This is a genomic window from Streptomyces sp. NRRL WC-3626, assembly GCF_000718785.1.
Lineage (GTDB): Bacteria > Actinomycetota > Actinomycetes > Streptomycetales > Streptomycetaceae > Streptomyces > Streptomyces edwardsiae.
Genome location: NZ_JOCA01000020.1, coordinates 110440 through 127258, shown reverse-complemented (window position 1 = coordinate 127258; position 16819 = coordinate 110440). Strand labels below are relative to the sequence as shown.

22 protein-coding genes, 1 tRNA gene and 1 pseudogene are annotated in these 16819 nt (G+C 70.7%); 13 read left to right on the top strand and 11 right to left on the bottom strand.

Annotation, left to right across the window (positions count from 1 at the left end):
• The 4 genes from IF28_RS0126755 to IF28_RS37160 form a co-directional block, all read right to left on the bottom strand.
• Entirely contained in the window at nt 1-777 is a 777-nt protein-coding gene (locus IF28_RS0126755) for a hypothetical protein (protein ID WP_030225154.1), read from the bottom strand.
• 22 nt (nt 778-799) lie between these two features.
• Nucleotides 800-1084, bottom strand: coding sequence for a hypothetical protein (locus IF28_RS0126750; protein WP_030225152.1), 285 nt, complete (start codon nt 1082-1084; stop codon nt 800-802).
• Nucleotides 1085-1225: 141 nt separating this feature from the next.
• Nucleotides 1226-1516 carry a hypothetical protein gene (locus tag IF28_RS0126745; RefSeq protein ID WP_030225150.1) on the bottom strand — a complete coding sequence of 97 codons (291 nt, stop codon included), beginning with the start codon at nt 1514-1516 and terminating at the stop codon, nt 1226-1228.
• Nucleotides 1513-2187: a DUF6668 family protein gene (locus IF28_RS37160; RefSeq protein WP_051713891.1), complete on the bottom strand. Its 675-nt coding sequence runs from the start codon at nt 2185-2187 to the stop codon at nt 1513-1515. Before IF28_RS37160 ends, IF28_RS0126745 begins: the two co-directional genes overlap by 4 nt.
• A gap of 219 nt (nt 2188-2406) precedes the next feature.
• Between IF28_RS37160 and IF28_RS0126735 the strand changes: the two genes are divergently transcribed.
• The 3 genes from IF28_RS0126735 to IF28_RS0126725 all read left to right on the top strand — a co-directional run bounded on the left by IF28_RS0126735 (nt 2407) and on the right by IF28_RS0126725 (nt 4706).
• Nucleotides 2407-3225 (top strand): lytic transglycosylase domain-containing protein, encoded by an 819-nt coding sequence (locus IF28_RS0126735; RefSeq protein WP_030225145.1) that lies wholly within the window; start codon nt 2407-2409, stop codon nt 3223-3225.
• Between the two features lie 20 nt (nt 3226-3245).
• Nucleotides 3246-4052 carry a hypothetical protein gene (locus IF28_RS37155; RefSeq protein WP_051713890.1) on the top strand — a complete coding sequence of 269 codons (807 nt, stop codon included), beginning with the start codon at nt 3246-3248 and terminating at the stop codon, nt 4050-4052.
• 108 nt (nt 4053-4160) lie between these two features.
• Entirely contained in the window at nt 4161-4706 is a 546-nt protein-coding gene (locus IF28_RS0126725; protein WP_030225141.1) for a sigma-70 family RNA polymerase sigma factor, read from the top strand.
• Nucleotides 4707-4726: 20 nt separating this feature from the next.
• Here IF28_RS0126725 and IF28_RS0126720 read toward each other — a convergent pair whose 3' ends face one another.
• The gene (locus tag IF28_RS0126720) at nt 4727-5425 is read right to left on the bottom strand and encodes a hypothetical protein (protein ID WP_030225139.1); all 699 of its coding nucleotides are present in this window, start codon (nt 5423-5425) and stop codon (nt 4727-4729) included.
• Nucleotides 5426-5802: 377 nt separating this feature from the next.
• Here IF28_RS0126720 and IF28_RS0126715 point away from each other — a divergent pair, with 377 nt between their 5' ends.
• Nucleotides 5803-6225, top strand: coding sequence for a hypothetical protein (locus tag IF28_RS0126715; protein WP_030225137.1), 423 nt, complete (start codon nt 5803-5805; stop codon nt 6223-6225).
• On the opposite strand, the gene IF28_RS0126710 is transcribed toward IF28_RS0126715, so the two are convergent.
• The gene (locus IF28_RS0126710) at nt 6204-6983 is read right to left on the bottom strand and encodes a helix-turn-helix domain-containing protein (RefSeq protein WP_030225132.1); all 780 of its coding nucleotides are present in this window, start codon (nt 6981-6983) and stop codon (nt 6204-6206) included. The genes IF28_RS0126715 and IF28_RS0126710 overlap by 22 nt on opposite strands.
• 77 nt (nt 6984-7060) lie before the next feature.
• On the opposite strand from IF28_RS0126710, the gene IF28_RS0126705 reads away from it, so the two are divergent.
• Together IF28_RS0126705 and IF28_RS0126700 are read left to right on the top strand one after the other, a co-directional pair.
• On the top strand, nt 7061-8044 hold the full coding sequence (locus IF28_RS0126705) for an LLM class flavin-dependent oxidoreductase (RefSeq protein ID WP_199809043.1): 984 nt from the start codon (nt 7061-7063) through the stop codon (nt 8042-8044).
• Between the two features lie 570 nt (nt 8045-8614).
• The gene (locus IF28_RS0126700; protein ID WP_030225127.1) at nt 8615-9178 is read left to right on the top strand and encodes an HD domain-containing protein; all 564 of its coding nucleotides are present in this window, start codon (nt 8615-8617) and stop codon (nt 9176-9178) included.
• On the opposite strand, the gene IF28_RS0126695 is transcribed toward IF28_RS0126700, so the two are convergent.
• Both IF28_RS0126695 and IF28_RS0126690 read right to left on the bottom strand, forming a co-directional pair.
• A complete protein-coding gene (locus IF28_RS0126695; RefSeq protein WP_030225126.1) occupies nt 9166-9633 on the bottom strand; it encodes an NUDIX hydrolase in 468 nt (155 codons plus the stop codon). The two genes, IF28_RS0126700 and IF28_RS0126695, sit on opposite strands and share 13 nt — an antisense overlap.
• Entirely contained in the window at nt 9620-10393 is a 774-nt protein-coding gene (locus IF28_RS0126690) for a hypothetical protein (RefSeq protein WP_030225125.1), read from the bottom strand. The genes IF28_RS0126695 and IF28_RS0126690 overlap by 14 nt, the downstream gene beginning before the upstream one ends.
• Before the next feature lie 98 nt (nt 10394-10491).
• Here IF28_RS0126690 and IF28_RS0126685 point away from each other — a divergent pair, with 98 nt between their 5' ends.
• From IF28_RS0126685 to IF28_RS38120, 6 genes and pseudogenes are all read left to right on the top strand, one after another.
• Nucleotides 10492-11217: an HAD family hydrolase gene (locus IF28_RS0126685; RefSeq protein ID WP_051713889.1), complete on the top strand. Its 726-nt coding sequence runs from the start codon at nt 10492-10494 to the stop codon at nt 11215-11217.
• 72 nt (nt 11218-11289) lie between these two features.
• Nucleotides 11290-12192, top strand: a complete 903-nt coding sequence (locus IF28_RS0126680; RefSeq protein WP_030225123.1) for a radical SAM protein — start codon at nt 11290-11292, stop codon at nt 12190-12192.
• Complete coding sequence (locus tag IF28_RS39970) at nt 12185-12598, top strand: AAA family ATPase (RefSeq protein ID WP_234325347.1); 414 nt, start codon at nt 12185-12187, stop codon at nt 12596-12598. The genes IF28_RS0126680 and IF28_RS39970 overlap by 8 nt, the downstream gene beginning before the upstream one ends.
• Before the next feature lie 145 nt (nt 12599-12743).
• Nucleotides 12744-13406 carry a class I SAM-dependent methyltransferase gene (locus IF28_RS0126670; RefSeq protein WP_030225122.1) on the top strand — a complete coding sequence of 221 codons (663 nt, stop codon included), beginning with the start codon at nt 12744-12746 and terminating at the stop codon, nt 13404-13406.
• 12 nt (nt 13407-13418) lie between these two features.
• Nucleotides 13419-14006 (top strand): class IV adenylate cyclase, encoded by a 588-nt coding sequence (locus tag IF28_RS0126665; RefSeq protein ID WP_030225121.1) that lies wholly within the window; start codon nt 13419-13421, stop codon nt 14004-14006.
• A 38-nt stretch (nt 14007-14044) separates the two neighbouring features.
• A pseudogene (locus IF28_RS38120) lies at nt 14045-14197 on the top strand (site-specific integrase); the annotation flags it as partial.
• 96 nt (nt 14198-14293) lie between these two features.
• On the opposite strand, the gene IF28_RS0126655 reads toward IF28_RS38120, so the two are convergent.
• The 3 genes from IF28_RS0126655 to IF28_RS0126645 form a co-directional block, all read right to left on the bottom strand.
• Nucleotides 14294-14367: transfer RNA gene (locus tag IF28_RS0126655), tRNA-Pro, on the bottom strand.
• Nucleotides 14368-14400: 33 nt separating this feature from the next.
• Nucleotides 14401-15141 carry a Pr6Pr family membrane protein gene (locus IF28_RS0126650; protein WP_030225120.1) on the bottom strand — a complete coding sequence of 247 codons (741 nt, stop codon included), beginning with the start codon at nt 15139-15141 and terminating at the stop codon, nt 14401-14403.
• A gap of 160 nt (nt 15142-15301) precedes the next feature.
• A complete protein-coding gene (locus IF28_RS0126645) occupies nt 15302-16228 on the bottom strand; it encodes a metallophosphoesterase (protein ID WP_030225119.1) in 927 nt (308 codons plus the stop codon).
• A gap of 103 nt (nt 16229-16331) precedes the next feature.
• On the opposite strand from IF28_RS0126645, the gene IF28_RS0126640 reads away from it, so the two are divergent.
• On the top strand, nt 16332-16796 hold the full coding sequence (locus IF28_RS0126640; RefSeq protein ID WP_030225117.1) for a GatB/YqeY domain-containing protein: 465 nt from the start codon (nt 16332-16334) through the stop codon (nt 16794-16796).
• Nucleotides 16797-16819: the final 23 nt, after the last annotated feature.

The following is a 16819-nucleotide window of genomic DNA, read 5'->3' as shown; positions in this document are numbered from 1 at the left end:
TCAGACCTCCCACATGAGATGGCCGTTGGTGCCCTGGACCGCCTTCACGGGCGTGTGCAGGGCGCCGTTGTCGGAGGGGCGGACCTTCCAGTCACCGCCGCTCCAGCGCAGTGCGACCGAGGTGGTGGCGTAGCCCTGACCGGTCTTGAGCAGCAGCTCGACGACCGCCGCCTCGCGCGAGTACGCGGGCACCGAGAAGCCGGCGTAGGAGGCGGCGGAGGAACTGCCCGCCCCGGCACCGGAGCCGTCGTCGCCGACCGTGGAGCGTTTGAAGACGAACAGGTCCCGTCCACGGCCGGACACCACCTGCTCCCGCGCGATCGTCCGCCAGTCGGACCCGCTCATCTGCGAGGGGATGACGTGGGCGGCCAGCACCGCCCCCGCCGGGGTGTGCGCGAAGCACCACCACACGGGCCCCTCGGCCAGGGTCGGCCCCGCCGAGGCGGAGACGGGCACCCGGGTGACGTCGAGGGCGCGCCAGTCCACGTCGTCGGGCGGAGCCGAGGGCAGGGTGTCGCCGGCGCTGTCGTCCGTACGGCACCCCTCGGGCCGGCCGTCCTTCATGGCGGCGGTGCCGGACAGCGGTCCCTCGGAGGCCGGGGCACCCGCACCCGTGCGGTCGGCGTCCTCATCGGCCGTCAGCGCGACGATCCCGCTCAGCAGGACGACGACACCGAGGAACGCCGCCGACACCTGCCAGCCCCGCTGCCTCCAGTACGGACCCTGGGGGTCGGGCCGGTCGCGGCGCGGCGCCCGGTACTCCCTGCGTGTGAACATCTCGACCGTCCCGTCCGCCTGATCAGTTGAAGACGAAGCCGACCAGCGGACCGGCGGTGGCGACCAGGACACAGCCGCCGAGCACCATGCCGAGGCGGCTCATGTGCTCCGAGCTCTCACCCCGCTTGAGGGAGACGGCCATCATCGTGCCGGTGATCAGCACCCCGAGGACGCCTGCGGCGGTACCGGCCCAGGCGGCGATCCCGAGCACGGTGTTGACCTTGGAGGTCAGCTCGCCGGGGGCGTTGCTCACCGGCTGGGGGACGCCGGCGGCGAGCACGTTGGTGGCTTCGAGGAGCAGGGACATGGGGTCTCCGGGAGGTCGGCGCCCGCGGCGTGGGCGGTGGGCGTGGGGAGGGGGTGGGCTATGTGGTGGCCGGGAGGCTTGAGGGCCTCGGGAGGCTTGTGTGCCGGGGAGGCTTTGCGGGCCTCGGGAGTGTCCGGGTCCTCAGAGGAGGGACAGGTTGCCGAGGAAGGCGACGAGCGGGCCGGCGGTCGTGGCGAGCAGACAGCCGAGGGTGACGTAGAAGAAGCCGCGGAAGAACGCGCCGCCCTCGCCCGGTTCCCCTCGGCGCAGCTGGATCGACATCTGGATGCCGACGATGATCAGACCGGCGACTCCCGCGGCCGAGGCACACCAGGCGAGAACGCCGAGGATGGTGCCCGCGTCGGCGGTGGGCTGGTAGGCGGCCAGCCGCTCGCCGAGCGGGAGGGCGAGGTGCACGAGGGGAGGGGTCATGACACGGTTCTCTCGCGGTCGGTGGGGGTGTCGGTGCGGGTGTCGACGCCGACGACGTCGGCCAGCGAGCCGAGTTGCCGGGGCAGGTACGTGGGCTGACCGCCGGTTCGCCAGGCCGGGATCCACGGCACCCGGTGCACGTGGGTGACCGACCGGACGACCCGGATGCGGCGCAGCAGAGCGAGAGGGAGCCGTCCGGGGGCGTCGGCGACGAGGACGACACCGAGCAGGTCGATCCCCGGCGGGGCCTTTCCGTCCTTCAGCGCGCCCAACGCCCGTGACACGGCGCGCAGTCCGCGCGCACTGGTCCGGCCGACCAGCATGATCCGGCGCGGCTCCCCTCGCGCGGGCTCCGGCCAGCGGGCGCCCACGTCCACGCCCCCGAGCGTCTCGGCGAGCGAGGAGGCGCCGGCTCCCCCGTGCGCCTTGACCCACCCGATCTCGTCCCGCGACCTGCCGTGCGCCGGCGTCCGTGGCCTGGGCTCCGCCCAGGGCGCCTCGCCGTCGGGGGACGGGACGGCCTTGCGGCGGGCGGCGGGCGCCTTGGGCCGGACCTGCTGAATCGGCCGGACCGGCTGGTCCGGCTGTGCGGGCGCGGCCGGCTGTGCCGGTTGTGCCGGTTGTGCGGGCTCGCCCGGTTGTGTCTGCCGTGCGGGTTTCGGTCCTCGCACCCATGACAGGGGCGGACCCGACGGAGGTGTCTCAGGAGTGCCCATGGGCGGCCCGCCCCCTTCTCCGCTCGTGCTTCGGCTACTGCTCTGGATCATCTGATTTCCACAGTTTTGAACCTCTTTGCGCCGGGCTCCGTTTGGATCTCCCGAGCCCGACGGACAGCACAACGGACCGTCCGGCCGTCGCGGTTCAAGACGAGAGGAAGAAGGCGGACACCCATGAGCGCGGGCACGGGAGGCAGCGGGGAGGGCGGGACCTCCACCGCCGTCAGGAACACCATCGCGGCCGGCACCGGCTGCGGCTGTCTGCTGTCGCCGCTCGCCCTGCTCGGCGCCCTGGTGGTGATCGTCATCATCGGCGGGTTCGGGGTCCTGCTGGCCCCCCTCATCGCGCTGATCCTGCTGTTCTCGGGCGGCGGGGACGGCTCCGCGGGCCCGGACGACGCGGACGAGGTGATCGCCGTCTTCAACGGCGACGGCGGGGGCGAGCTGGAGGCCTCGACCGTGCCCGAGGACCTGGTGGACCCGATCGAGGAGGCCGGCGGTCTGTGCGACGCGGTCGGTCCGGTCGTCATCGCCTCGCAGATCGAACGGGAGTCGGCCTTCGACGGGACGCTGGTCGGCGAGAACGGCGAGAAAGGGGTGTCGCAGCTGCCGCCCGAGATCTTCGACGAGTACGGCGAGGACGAGGACGACAACGACGAGACCTCGGCCCTGGACGCGGCGGACTCGATCCTGGCGCAGGGCCGCTATCTGTGCCACCTCGCCGAAGAGGCCCAGCGGATGATCGACGCGAACGAGGCCACCGGCAACGTCCTCGACCTCGCGCTGGCCGGCTACCACGTGGGGATGGACGCCGTACGCGCGGCCGAGGGGGTGCCGCAGACGAACGAGGCACAGGGCTATGTCCTCGCCATCCGCGCACAGTTCGCCAAGTACGCGGGCGTCGCCGCCCCGCCGCCCGGCGCGACGCCGGGCGTCACCCCGGGAGCGGTCCCGGAGTCCACGGGTTCCCCTTCCGCCCCTTCCGCCGAATGAACAACAGGAGGACAGCAGCCATGGCCCCGTTCGCGGTGCGCATCTCGGACGACGGCATCGCCGAGATCGACGGAGAGCCCCTGGTCGCCGAGCCGGGACAGTCCGTACACGACGCCGTGCTCGACCGGTTGCAGCAGTACGCGCAGCAGCGCGCCACCGCCGTCGAGGCGACGGTGACCGACGGTCCGGGCGCCGCCCACTTCGTCCTGGAGGTGTCTCCCGACGGCTCCAGCCGCCTCGTCGACCGACAGCCGACGCCGGCCCCGACGCCCGCCCCGGCGCCGGCCCCGACGCCCGCCCCGGCGCCGGCCTCCGCGGTGGCCACGGCGATCGCCCGTGCCCGGGCCGCGGCGACGGCGCCGCCCCCTGTGCCGTCGCGCCCGCTCCCCCCGCAGCTGGCGCAGCCGGTCGCGCGCATCAACGCGCTGGTGACCGAGGGCCGGCTGGAGGAGGCGTCGGCGGAGGCGACGGCGCTGCGCGAGACACTGACCCGCTCGGCGGGCACGGAGCATCCGGACGCGTTGGAGGCACGGGCCATGGAGGCCTACCTCGCGCATCTGCTGGGGGACCACCGCGAGGCCACCGTGCTGGCCCTGTCGGTGGCCCGCATCCTGTGCGGGGCCGGCGATCCGCAGGCACCGGCGGCGGTGGCCCGGGCGACGGCGGCATGGCAGCGGCTGGACGAAGACCGGGCGATCGAGATCCACGGCAACGAACTGCTGCACATGTGGGACAGGTTGCACGAGGCCGGCCGCCTCACCGCCGCCGACGAGCGCCTGGCCCACCGGGTCCGCCGCCGGCTGGAGGCTCCGATCACCTGCGTCTGACCCGCGGGGCGCGATGTACGCGCCGTGGACCGGGCGTCAAACGAACGTGGACCCCTCCTGAGCACACTCCGTTCCTCCCAAGGCCACTCCGAGGAGCGGGAGCACATGATGAACGTGACAGTGATCGGGTCGGCGACCGCCGTCTCCGCTGACGAACGGGCGCTGAGGGACCTCTTCCTGGAGCACGGCCCGGCCCTCCACGCGTACGTCCTGCGCATGCTCGGCGGCGACACCCACCGCACCGAGGACGTCATCCAGGAGACGCTGCTGCGCTGCTGGAACAAGCGGAACCTGAAGGACCGAGAGGGCATGGCCGTACGCCCCTGGATGTTCCGTGTCGCCCGCAACCTCGTGATCGACGCACACCGCACCAAGGCGGCCCGGCCGCCGGAGATCGGCGGTGCGACCTGGCTGACCGAACTGGGCGCCGAGGGCGACGACATAGAACGCATGCTGTCGTCCATCGTCCTGCACGACGCCCTGCGGGCGCTGACCCCCGCCCACCGCGAGGTCCTGGAGGCCACCTTCTTCGCCGACCGCACCACCCAGCAGGCGGCCACCACCCTCGGCGTCCCCCAGGGCACGGTGAAGTCCCGCGTCTACTACGCCCTGCGCAGCCTCAGAACAGCCCTGGAGGAACGAGGCGTCCACTGACCCCGCCCGCTCTTGTGAGCCTACGAACCCAGCTCCTCCTGCGCGTCCGCCGGCGGGGCCTCGATGGTCACGGGCCGGTCGATGTCGAGGAAGGTGATGGTGAGGTCGAGCGGCCCGCCATCGCTCTGGGCCTGCCAGCGGAACCGCTTGGCGTGGTCGTCGCCGTCGATCCACAGGTCCATGGTGAGTGTGTCGGAGACACGGAGCCCCATGAACTGATCAAGGCTCGCGGTCAGCCGTTCCCGGGCCGCCTCGCCCCGCGCGGCCTTGCCGGCGGCACGCAGGCCGTCGAAGGTGACCGTCCCCCGGTAGTGCGTGGTCCGGGTGCCGTCGACGGTCTCACTCCCGACCTCCCGCACGTCCTTCGCCCCGGTCAGGAGGGTGGACTGGACGAGCGGGCTGCTCTCCAGCTGCCGGGGCAGCGCGCCGTAGGAGTTGTTGTCGACGGTGAGCCCACCCCACACGCCCGCATCCGCCCTGAGCCACTTCTGCCCGTCCGGCGCCTTGCCGACGTACATCACGTCATCGACGAACCGGACCGGCACCGCACCCTTCCCACCCGTACTCACCTTCATGCTCACGGCCGCGGGCTCGGACCGCATGACCGCGTCGGCCTCCACCCGCCCGGTCTCCGGCAGCTCCCCGGCCACCCGGTACCGCACGGACTCGACCCCCTCGGCCCGGGCAGCCGCCTCCGCCACGGCATCAGCGGGCTCCACCTCGGCCGCCTCACCCCCACACCCGACCGCACCCCCGAGGACCAACACCCCGACAACCACGGCACGACGCACCGAACACCCCACGATTCCCCCCGGGAAACACCCCGTTGACCGACACCAAGGGCGTGAGCGTATCCCGCCGGGCCGCTGCCGACGCCGACGTTCAGGCCCGCGGGCACGACGAACTCCCAGGGTCGCGTGCGGAGTCACGTGACCTTCCCAAGAGCTGGCCCGTAAACGATCGCTCTGCCGGGCGAGACGTGTCCTGCCGGCGCGTCCCTGACGCGTAAAGGCCCATTCCCTGCGAGGAATTGCCGGTCTCCACCGTCCCCCGCAGGATCTGGTCCGAACAGACCTGCCCGGGCAAGGAGACGAAGATGATCGAGATCGACCCGCAGCAGCTGGCCGAACGCTACATGGCTCAGTGGAACCTGCCCGACGCCGCGGAGCGCCGCGCGGCCATCGAGCGACTCTGGGCCGAGGACGGCACCCACATCCTTCACCCGCCTGCGGAGATACGGGAGACCGCCGCGGAACTCGGCTTCGACCACACGACCCTGGAGGCTCAGGGATACGACGCCATCGAGACCCGAGTGGCCCGAAGCTACGAGCGGTTCGTCGAGAAACAGGGATTCGCCTTCCGGGCGCGCCCCGGTGCGATACGTCTCAATGGCGCGGTCAGGTTCGGCTGGGAGGCGGTGTCCACCGCGACCGGCGACGTGGTGGGTGGTGGTTCGGACATGCTCGTACTCGACGACAGCGGCCGCATCCAGACCGATTACATGTTCCCGGGCTCCTGACCGGGGGTGGCGCAGGCCATTGCCCCGGCGGCTGCCGAGAGAGCCTCGGCCGTCGCCGGGTCGGCGGGCAGGAACGCCTCCAGTTTCAGTTCCGCAAGCGTCACGTCGACGGCGGTGGCGAAGGTCGTCACCGTCGTCATCAGGCGCAGCTCACCGTAGGAGGACCGCAGGCGGAGCGGCACCGCGAAACCGAGTTGCCCGGCGGACGGCTCCAGTTCGGGGACGTACCCGGCGAGTTCGGCGTGCAGCTCCTCCAGGTGGCCAAGGCGCACCAGGATGTGGCGCGCCCACTCGGCGAGGTTGAGGATTCGGGGGGCCAGACCGTCGGGATGCAGCGCAAGGCGGTAGACGTTCGTGCCCGGACCCACCAGCTCGGGGGCCACCCCCTCGGTGATCAGGTCGAAGGCGGTGTTCGCGGCGATCAGGTCACCGCCCCGGTCCACGACCAGCGCCGGATACGGCAGATACCCGCGGAGGATGTGGTCGATCGCCGTGCGCACGGGGGCCAGCGCCGGATCGTCCAGTGAGCTCTCCGGGTAGGCGGGCGCGTAACCGGCGGCCAGCAGCAGCTCGTTGCGCTCCCGCAGCGGCATCTCCAGCGACTCCGCCAGGCGCACGACCATGTTCCGGCCCGGGACGGACCTGCCGGATTCGATGAAGCTGAGGTGGCGCTGGGTGGTGCCCGCCCGCAGCGCCAGGTCGAGCTGGCTGACATGACGGCGGGTGCGACGTTCGCGAAGCGTACGAGGAAAGTCCACGGGCCTGTTGTAACGGCAGCGGAGGGTCCCGGGCCATTCCCCGCAGGGAATTGCCGCCACTCGTACCGGTCGTGAACATGGCCGACATGGACATCGGTGTACTGCTTCCGACGGGAACCGCCCAGTGGGGCGCGGCCGACGACCCCCGCGAGCTGATCGCGTTCGGCCGGTACGCCGAACGCGCGGGCTTCTCCTCGCTCTTCGCCAACGATTCCCTGATCAGCCCGCGCATCGAGGCACTCACGATGCTGGCCGCACTCGCCCCGGTGACCGAGACCGTGACGCTGGGCACAGCTGCACTGATGCCATTCCTGCGTCGGCCGATCCAGGCCGCGCAGTCACTCGCGTCGATCGACCTGCTGTCCGGTGGCCGACTCACCGTGGCCGTCGGTGCCGGCTTCCCCGGCCGGTTCGGGCGGCCCCTCTACACGCTGTCCGAGCTGCCGTGGGAAAGGCGCTTCGCCCGCCTGGACGAGACCGTCGCGCTGTGGCGGGCCCTGTGGGACGGCGCAGACACCTTCCACGGCGAGATCCTCCGCTTCGACGACATCCCGCCCACGACCAGGCCGGCCAGCGCCGGCGGCCCACCCGTCTGGCTCGGCGGCGCGACACCCGCGGCTCTGGCCCGCACCGGCCGACTGTACGACGGATGGCTGCCCTACCCGCCCGACCCCGCCGACTACGCGTCCGGCCTCCGCGAGGTCCACAGAGCGGCGGCCGACGCCGGACGTGCGGCCGAGGACATCGCCCCCGCCCTGTTCGTCTCGGTACGGATCGACGACGACATCGAGACCGGCAGCCGGGCACTGGACGACTACGCGAGGGCCACCTACGGAATGCCACTGGCGGAGCTGGAAAAGATCCAGGCAGTCGTCACCGGCTCCGCAGACCAGGTGCGTGAACGCCTGGGACGGTACGTCGCCGCCGGCGCCCGGCACATCGTCGCCCGCCTCGCTGCCCTGGACCCGCACTCCCAACGCACCCAGCTCGAACGCCTCGCAGACCTGATCCCCGCTGTCCAGGGGCCGGCTGATCACGCCTCCACCCCGGAAGCCCCCTGAGTCTGCCCCAACGGACACGAAGCGCCGATCACGGCCCGGCCGATGCACACGGGCCACGAGGAATCCTCCAGCCCCACGAGATCACCGTCCAGCTCGGCAACGGCCTCGGCGACGGGCGCAATCAGCTTGGAAAGCCCGAAGCTGCGCGAAGAGGTCGCCCCGGCTGAGATGCGTGGTGCCTGGGCCGGTCACGGGAGCACCAGGCAGGTGAGCGGCGGCTACCTCGGAGTTCCACCAGTGGGCAGGTATGGCAATGGTGTGATCGTCGATCCGCTCTGACCGCTGCTGGGCAAGAGCCTCACGGCACGCGTGTGGCAACTGCAGGCGAGACAGGTCGCGCGTGCACACGCCGTGGGCATCGCTCGCTTTCGTTGTTGCCGCGATCACGGCGTTTCCCGCCCACCCGCGCTTGCTGAGCCGCGGCTGGCTCCCGTCGGACTTCGAGCAGAGATGCGCCCTCTTGGCCGGCCCTGTCGTCCGGCGGCTCAGCGCACTGCCGAGCGACGGGCTCACTGAGACGGGACGGGGACCAATGCGACTGGCAGGCACTCGGCGGGGCATGTAGAGGCCATGGGCGAGGAGATGGTGGGCTGGGCCAGGCGAGTTGCGGCGGCTGAACTCGGGAATGTGTTCCCACGACGGTGGGCGCACAGCTGTGGAGTCGCAGCCCGGGCGGCCGATGTCGGCCTGATCTTGGGGAAGGACGCTGACCTGCTGATCTCGGCCGCGATCCTGCATGACGTGGGATATGCGCCTCGCTTGGCGACCACCGGGTTCCATCCGCTCGATGGCGCACGCTTCCTACGGGACGAGCACGGTGTCGTTGAGAGGCTGGCCCGTCTGGTAGCGAACCACTCGTTCGCGCTGCTGGAGGCGGAAGAACGTGGGCTGCGAGAGGAGTTGACGAGGGAGTTCCCGTTGCTGGACGATCCGCTGTTGGTGGACGCCCTCGTGTATTGCGACATGACGACGACGCCCGACGGCGGCCGGACGACCGCGCGGGAACGGGTTGCGGAGATCGTCGACCGTTACGGCGCGGACAGCGTGGTCGGTCGGTTCATCCGGCGCGCGGCGCCGGAGATTTTCTCGTCTGTCGAGAGGGTCGAAGCTGCCGTGGCGAGTCAGCCGAGGTAGGGATAGGTGCCGGCGAGGTAGTCGCCGATCTGCTGGCGCATGCTCGGGTGGATGTCGTACTGGTCCAGGTCTGCGGGCTGGATGAAGCGGACGCCGTCGGCCTCGTCGTTGATCGTGGGAGCTCCGCCGACGGGGCGGCCGATGTAGGTGTTCTCGTACTGCTGGCGGATCTCGCCGTCGGTGTAGGCGACGATGTGGTTCGGGTTGGTGTAGACGCCGAGGAAGCCGGTGATCTCCGCGATGATGCCGGTCTCCTCCAGGCACTCGCGAACCGCGCAGTGGGCCGCGGTCTCGCCGATGTCCTGGGCGCCGCCGGGGAGTGCCCACTGTCCGGTGTCGCGGCGGCGCTGGAGGAGGATGGCGCCGGTCTCGTCGACGACGAGCAGGTTGCTGGCCGGGATGAGGGTGTTCGCCTTCGGCGCGGCCGGGTCGTTGTAGTACTCAGTCCTGCCCATGGTCGGCGGTCCTCTCCTGGTCGGGTGCCCATGGCCGTGCGGCGGCCCAGACGGCGTCGAAGCTCTGTGCGTAGTTGTCGAACCACCGCATGCCGTCGGCTCTCTTGAGGTGGAGGAGGGGGTTGGCGCTGGCCGGCTGCCCCCAGATGTGGGGATTGACGAGGAGGTCGTCGTCGTAGCGGAACATGGACGTGTAGAGCGTGGTGTCGTGCAGACGCACCGCACACCCGGGCTCGCCCAGCAGGGGGCGGTAGTAGGTCAGCGAGGCGCGGATCTTGGCGGCGAGTGTGTCGCCGATTCCCTCTTCGCGGCCCCGGACGGCGACCGCCTGTCCGTCGGGGTCACCGAAACACAGGCGAACCCGGACGCCCTCGGCGGCGCGTTCGGAGAGCATCTCGGCGACATGCGGGTTGGACTGTGCGAAGAACGTGCCGGAGAAGACGAGGACGCCGATCTCCTGCCGGGCCTCCCGCAGGAGCGAGAGCCATACGTCCCGCGGCACGCTGGCTCGGTTCTGGTAGGTGCCGACCAGTTCGGTGCCTAATCCGTCGCGGGGTGGACCGGGCCGCTTTGAGGGCGTCGGCCAGAGGAAGGTCTCCGCCACGCGCAGGTGACCCGCCACGCGAAAGCGATGCCGCGCGTGAGGAACCCGCCCGCCCAGCCACCGGCTCACCGTCTTGGGGTCGACCTCGCAGATCTCCGCGAGCGCGTCGGGCGAGACCCCTCGTTGGGCGAGCACGGTATGCAGTCGGTCGTTCACAGAAACCATGCAAGCGGTGCAACGCGTGATCGCGCAAGGACGTTGTGGGACGTTGTTGCGGAACCACAGCGTCGCCGACTGCTGCTTACGCTGGCGTCATGGAGCTCATCGTCCTGTGGGACATCGACCACACCCTCATCGAGAACGCGGGGGTGAGCAAGGAGATCTACGCCGCCGCCTTCTCGGCGCTTGCGGGGCGCGAGCCGACGGGGCCGGCACGGACCGAGGGGCGTACGGACCGACTGATCATGCGCGACATGTTCGTTCGGGATGGGTTGCCCGTGCCCGACTGGCCCGGCATCGAGGCCGCCCTCGAACGGGCAGGGAATGAGCGCCGGGACGCTCTGCGCTTGCGTGGATGGGCCTTGCCAGGAGCCCATGAGGCATTGAAGGCCGCCTCGGCACGGAGCGGCTGGGTCTCCTCTGTCCTGACCGGCAACATCGCGGCCAACGCCCGTGTGAAGCTCTCCGCGTTCGGCCTCGAATCCTTGCTGGACCTGCCGGTGGGCGCCTACGGAGCGGACGCCGATCTCCGTTCCGATCTGGTCTCGGTCGCCCGCGAGCGAGTGCGGCGGCTTCGTGGCGTCCGGGTCGACACGCCCATCGTCTTGGTCGGGGACACCCCTCGCGATGTGGAGGCTGCCCTGGCCACGGGGTGCGGGATCGTCGCCGTCGCCTCCGGTCTGCACGGTCGCGCGGAGCTCGCAGCGGCTGGCGCCCCCGAGGTTCTGCCGGACCTGGCAGACGCCCAACGCCTTCTAAGCGTCCTGGAGTCGTTCGCAGGTGACGGAAAACGTCCCAGGACGTCCTCGGGCCGTCCCTGAACGCGGTGACGAGGTCCCCGGGCAGACAGCCACGATCGGGTTCCCGAAAGGCAGCCAGCCGAAGGAGCCCAAGTGATCAGGGAAGTTACCGGGATCAGGAAGATCCGGATGCTGTACCTGCAGCTGCTCTACCGCTGCAACTTCACGTGCCTGCACTGCTTCCACGGCAAGCGGCTTCAGTACGCGGACGCCTTCACCGCCGACGAAGCCGCTTGCCTCCTCACTCTGATGCGCGACGAGTACGGCACGGAGGAGGTCACCCTGCTCGGCGGGGAGCCCTTCGTGTACCGGGATCTCCCGCAGGTCGTCCATCACGCCAAGGAAGCACTGGGCCAGCGCGTCGAGATCTGCACCAACGGGTACCGGATCGAGCGACGCTTGAAGGAGATCGCGCCGCATCTGGACCTCCTCAGGGTGTCCCTGGAGGGCGTCGGATCGACCAACGACGGCATCCGCAGGCACGGCAGCTACCAGAGCGCCCTCAACGCACTGAGCCTGGCACGGGACCTCGGAGTGCCGACCGGCGCGACCATGACCGTGACCTCACGGAACATCGGTGAGGTACTCCCCCTCGCCGGCATCATGGCCCGACTCGGGGTCCAGCAACTCAAGCTCCACCACCTGCGGCCCGTAGGCAACGCCGCCGACCACCCCGAGCTACTGGTCACCGGGCCTGCCGCCTACGGCCGGCTCCGCGAAGAGCTCGCGGCGGCCAACCTGCCCCTGGAGGTGATCGTCGACGAGGACCTCTCCGAGCACGGCGCCCCACAGCTCTGCGCCCCGACCGGCGGGCCCCGCGAGATCGACCGCATCGAGGCCGACCCGCGTGGTGCCCTGACCATGTCCTGCAAGGCCGTGGGCAAGGACTCTCACGCCTTCTGGTACGAGAAGAGCGCCGGCCGCATCGTCCACCAGCCCTCGGCCAGCGACGAGCTCACGCTCGCGGTGCCGGACGTGGTGTACGCCCGTGCCTGATCACCCGCGATTCGAGAGCCTGGAGGGCTTACGAGGCACCGGCAAGTCGACCGTCGCCCCGATGCTCGCCGCCGCCCGCCAAGCCGTCCTCGTCCCCACCGTGCCCGCCCTGTACCAGCCCCTCAGAGCGGCCGTGGACCAGCGGACCAACGTCGAAGCGCGAATGTGCCTCTACCTCTCCGCGCTGTTCACCGCGGCCGAGGAAATCCAGAGCCACCTCAACGCCGGCGTCCCCGTAGTCGTCGAGAGCTACTTCGCCCGGTGCCTCGCCACCCACCGGGCCATGGGGGCTCGGCTCGGCGTCACGCTGCCGCGTCGGCTCCCGACACCCGTCACGTACTACCTCGTCTGCGGCGACGACGAACGCCGCCGTCGTCTGGCCGCCCGGGACAAGCCCGCGACGTAGTGGGACGCACTGATCGAAACCGTCCCGGACCAGATGACCGACGCCTACGCCTCGTTCCCGATGCGCCGCGTCGACACCACGGGGCGCAGCCCCGAAGAGGTCCTCCGCGTGATCACAGAAACCGACAGGCAAGGAGCGAACTCCCATGCAGACCCAGAGCCTGTGGGAGCACACCCTCACCTTCTTCCCCCAGTTCCTCGGCACACTGCGCGAGCGCGTCGCCCCTGATGCCACCGTCGCGGTCGTCGGCGCGAGCGACGGCAAGTTCGTCCTGCCGCTGGCCGCCGCCGGCTACCACGTGGTCGCCATCGAACGCGACACGCTTGCCCTGCACGGAGGCGAGGTACGCCTTCCGGGTGACAGCGAGGCCCACGCGATGGGCCTGATCGACCGGCTGAAGCTCGAAGAACTCCATTCCCGCGTCCACGTGGTTGAGGACGACTTCCTCGAGGGCAAGCCCCTGGGCGTGCAGTGCGAGGCGGTCTGGACGAGCTGCTCGTGGCACTACAGTGCCAACCACCACCGCCCGCTCGCCGAGTTCGTCGACCGCATGCAACGCCTGGTCCGCCCGGGCGGTGTGTTCGGTGCGGAGTTCATGATGCCCGTCGAAAGACGCCACCACATGACCGAGCACTACACCTCCCCCGAGCGCCTGCTCCCTCACTTCATCGGTGACTGGGAAATCCTGCTCACCCTGCGCACGAACGAGTTCACGGAACGGGCCCACGTCGGCCAGCCGAACGACCACACCCACCGCATGGGCCTGCTCATGGCAGCCCGAACGTCCCCCTTCACCGACCACATCTAAGAGAAGGACCCCATGGATCACGAGTACGAGGCGAAGTTCCTGGCCGTCGACGCCGCCGACCTCCAGGCCAAGCTGACCGCCCTCGGAGCCGTCCAGGCGTTCCCCCGCACCCTCCTCACCCGCAAGATCTTCGAGAACGACTCCCTCGACGGCGGGGCCTGGGTCCGCCTTCGGGACGAAGGCACCCGGTCTACGCTCACGCTCAAGCAGGTCACCGACGCCACCACGATCGACGGCACAAAGGAGATCGAGACCGAGGTGTCCGACCTGCACGCCATGGCCGACATCCTGCGCCGGGTCGGCCTCACCGAAGTCCGCTACCAGGAGAACTACCGCGAGGAGTGGCGCCTGGGCGAGGTCGCCTTCGACTTCGACACCTGGCCCGATCTCCCCGCCTTCCTGGAGATCGAGGGGCCCGACGAGGCATCGGTCCGCCAGGCCGCCACGTTGCTGGACCTCGACTACTCCGAAGCCCGATTCGGCAGCGTCGACGAGATCTACAAGAGCGAGGTCGGCCGCGACATCCTCGCCGAGCCCACCCTCCTGTTCTCCGACGCCGAGAAGCAGGAGGACGCTGCCTCCGCTGTCCGCAGCCACTGATCAAGAGGTCAGACAAGTCATGCTCACGGAAGCCGTACCGTTGCGTACCGCTGGAAGTGATCTCCCGGCTCGTCGGGCACTCCGGGACGGCCGTGACCGAGGAGGTCTACTGGAAGCAGATCCGGCCCGTGATCCAGACCGGCGCCGTGGTCATGGACGGGATCTTCGGTGCTGATCCGCAGCGGCCATAGACACGCGGGACGCGGTAGTCACGCAGATAGACACGCACACGAAACAGGTGAGGCACCTACTCAATTGAGTAGGTGCCTCACCTGGTGTTTCGGCTGTCGGGGTGGCGGGATTTGAACCCACGACCTCTTCGTCCCGAACGAAGCGCGCTGCCAAGCTGCGCTACACCCCGATTGTCGCTGCTGTCGCGGCGACGACGTTTACTTTAGCCCACCGGAGGCCGTGGACGAAATCCGGTTTTGCGGGGGCGGGGGCGGGCGTGGTCCAGGGCCACGAGGAGGACGGCGAGGGCGTAGCAGGCGAGGCCGAGGAGGAGGGCGTTGGCGAGGACGCTGCGGTAGCCGTGCCGGGCGACGTCGAGGAAGGGGTAGAGGTAGCCGGGGGCGAGTTCGCCGCGGACCAGGGTGAAGGCCAGGTAGGCCAGGGGGTACAGCATCCAGGTGGTGGCCTGGCGGAGGTGGGTGCGGGCCGGCGGGGTCAGGAGGAGCCAGTCCAGGGCCGCCGCGACGGGGAGCACCGTGTACAGGGTGTGGGCGGCGAGTGAGTCCAGGCGGGAGGTGTCGCCGGTCATCGTGGAGGGCGCCACGAGGATGTGGTGGACCAGGGATGCCGTCGCCACGTAGAGCAGGGTCGCTCCCGTGAGGGCGGCCGGGAGCGGGTGGCGGGCGCTCCAGGCCCGGTGGGCCGAGGCCAGCATGACCAGGGCCAGCAGGACCGTGCTCTGGATCACGAAGTAGCTCAGGATCCGGGGCGCGCTGCCGAGGAGGGCCTCGGCCAGTACGGCGGCCGTCGCCAGCAGGGCCAGGAGCAGGCGGTACGCCGCTGCCAGCGGGCGGCGTACCAGGGGGACGACGGCTCTGGCGGGGGCGTAGAGGGCGGCCGACGCCGGGTGCGTGCGCGGCAGGGCGGGGATGTCCGGGAGGTCCCTGGGTATCGGGGCGGTCATGCACCCCAGCGTGGGCGGATGACCGGTCCGGGGCGATGCGGGTGGGCCGGACGGGTGATCGTGCGGGGACCCGGCCCAGCGAGGGCGTCGGCCTCCGGCCGGCCCGAGGGCGTCAGCCCCGGCTGGCCGAGGAACCTCGGTCCCGCCCCGCCGAAGGGCGTCAGTCCCGGCTCACCAGTGTCATCAGCGTCGCCTCCGGGGGGCAGGCGAAGCGGACCGGGGTGTAGCGGCTGGTGCCGCAGCCCGCCGACACGTGGAGGTAGGACGTGTGGCCGCCGGAGGTGTGCGTGGACAGGCCCTTCACGCGGTCCGTGTCCAGGTCGCAGTTGGTGACCAGGGCGCCGTAGAAGGGGATGCAGAGCTGGCCGCCGTGGGTGTGGCCGGCCAGGACCAGGGGGTAGCCGTCGGCCGTGAAGGCGTCCAGGGCGCGCAGATACGGGGCGTGGACGACGCCCATGGAGAAGTCCGCCGCGTCCGAGGGGCCGCCCGCGACCTCCGTGTAGCGGTCGCGCTTGATGTGGGGGTCGTCCAGGCCGGTCAGCTCGATGGACGTGCCGTCGATCTTCAGCGTGCCCCTGGTGTTCGTCAGGTTCAGCCAGCCGGCCGTGTCGAAGCCGTCCCGCAGGTCCTCCCACGGGTTGTGGACGACGCCGGTCACCGGGGCGTTGCCGTTCAGGCCGTGGCGGCCCTGGACCTTCTCGACCAGGTAGCGGCCCGGGTTGCGGAGCGTGGGGCCGTAGTAGTCGTTGGAGCCGAAGACGTACGCCCCCGGGAACTCCATCAGGGGGCCGAGCGCGTCGAGGACCTCCGGTACGCCCTCGGGGTCGGACAGGTTGTCGCCCGTGTTGAGGACGAAGTCGGGGCGCAGGCCGGCCAGTGAGCGCAGCCAGCGCTGCTTCTTGCGCTGCCCGCCGACCATGTGGATGTCGGATACCTGGAGCACGCGCAGGGGGCGCATCCCGGAGGGCAGGACGGGGATGGTCACCCGTCGCAGGCGGAAGGAGCGGGCTTCGAAGCCCGCCGCGTACAGCAGCCCGGCGGCGCCGGCCGCCGTGATTCCCAGGGGGATTCCGTATCGCGCGCGCATGCGTCCATCGTGTCAGACCCGCGAGGTGCCGCCGAACGCCCCATGGGCCAGGGGCCCTTAAATCGGCAGGCGTGCCCGGGCCCGTACCTGCGACAATCAAGTCATGACCACGCTCAAGTCGAAGCTGCACGACGACCTCAACGCCGCGATCAGGGCGCGTGACGAGCTCCGCTCCTCGACGCTCCGGCTGACCCTCACCGCGATCACCAAGGAGGAGGTCGCGGGCAAGGAGAAGCGCGAGCTGTCCGACGACGAGGTGCAGAAGGTGATCACCCGCGAGGCGAAGAAGCGGCGGGAGGCGGCGGAGGCGTTCGCGCAGGGCGGCCGTCCCGAGCAGGCCGAGCGGGAGAAGGCGGAGGGCGAGGTGCTGGCGCAGTACCTGCCCAAGCAGCTGTCGGACGAGGAGCTGAACGCGATCGTCGCCCAGGCCGTCGAGGAGGCCAGGTCGGCGGGCGCGGAGGGACCGCGGGCCATGGGCGCCGTGATGAAGATCGTGAACCCGAAGGTGGCCGGGCAGGCGGAGGGCGGCCGGGTCGCCGCCGTGGTGAAGAAGCTGCTCGCGGGCTGACCCGCCGCCGGTCCGGTTCCGCG

Bases quoted from the DNA above. Each gene is read 5' to 3' on its own strand.
- IF28_RS0126735 (WP_030225145.1), top strand. From the start codon at position 2,407: ATGAGCGCGGGCACGGGAGGCAGCGGGGAGGGCGGGACCTCCACCGCC.
- IF28_RS0126685 (WP_051713889.1), top strand. From the start codon at position 10,492: ATGGAGCTCATCGTCCTGTGGGACATCGACCACACCCTCATCGAGAAC.
- IF28_RS0126715 (WP_030225137.1), top strand. From the start codon at position 5,803: ATGATCGAGATCGACCCGCAGCAGCTGGCCGAACGCTACATGGCTCAG.
- IF28_RS0126670 (WP_030225122.1), top strand. From the start codon at position 12,744: ATGCAGACCCAGAGCCTGTGGGAGCACACCCTCACCTTCTTCCCCCAG.
- IF28_RS0126725 (WP_030225141.1), top strand. From the start codon at position 4,161: ATGAACGTGACAGTGATCGGGTCGGCGACCGCCGTCTCCGCTGACGAA.
- IF28_RS0126745 (WP_030225150.1), bottom strand. From the start codon at position 1,516: ATGACCCCTCCCCTCGTGCACCTCGCCCTCCCGCTCGGCGAGCGGCTG.
- IF28_RS0126665 (WP_030225121.1), top strand. From the start codon at position 13,419: ATGGATCACGAGTACGAGGCGAAGTTCCTGGCCGTCGACGCCGCCGAC.
- IF28_RS0126750 (WP_030225152.1), bottom strand. From the start codon at position 1,084: ATGTCCCTGCTCCTCGAAGCCACCAACGTGCTCGCCGCCGGCGTCCCC.
- IF28_RS0126700 (WP_030225127.1), top strand. From the start codon at position 8,615: ATGGGCGAGGAGATGGTGGGCTGGGCCAGGCGAGTTGCGGCGGCTGAA.
- IF28_RS0126705 (WP_199809043.1), top strand. From the start codon at position 7,061: ATGGCCGACATGGACATCGGTGTACTGCTTCCGACGGGAACCGCCCAG.
- IF28_RS0126695 (WP_030225126.1), bottom strand. From the start codon at position 9,633: ATGGGCAGGACTGAGTACTACAACGACCCGGCCGCGCCGAAGGCGAAC.
- IF28_RS0126650 (WP_030225120.1), bottom strand. From the start codon at position 15,141: ATGACCGCCCCGATACCCAGGGACCTCCCGGACATCCCCGCCCTGCCG.
- IF28_RS0126645 (WP_030225119.1), bottom strand. From the start codon at position 16,228: ATGCGCGCGCGATACGGAATCCCCCTGGGAATCACGGCGGCCGGCGCC.
- IF28_RS0126755 (WP_030225154.1), bottom strand. From the start codon at position 777: ATGTTCACACGCAGGGAGTACCGGGCGCCGCGCCGCGACCGGCCCGAC.
- IF28_RS0126640 (WP_030225117.1), top strand. From the start codon at position 16,332: ATGACCACGCTCAAGTCGAAGCTGCACGACGACCTCAACGCCGCGATC.
- IF28_RS37155 (WP_051713890.1), top strand. From the start codon at position 3,246: ATGGCCCCGTTCGCGGTGCGCATCTCGGACGACGGCATCGCCGAGATC.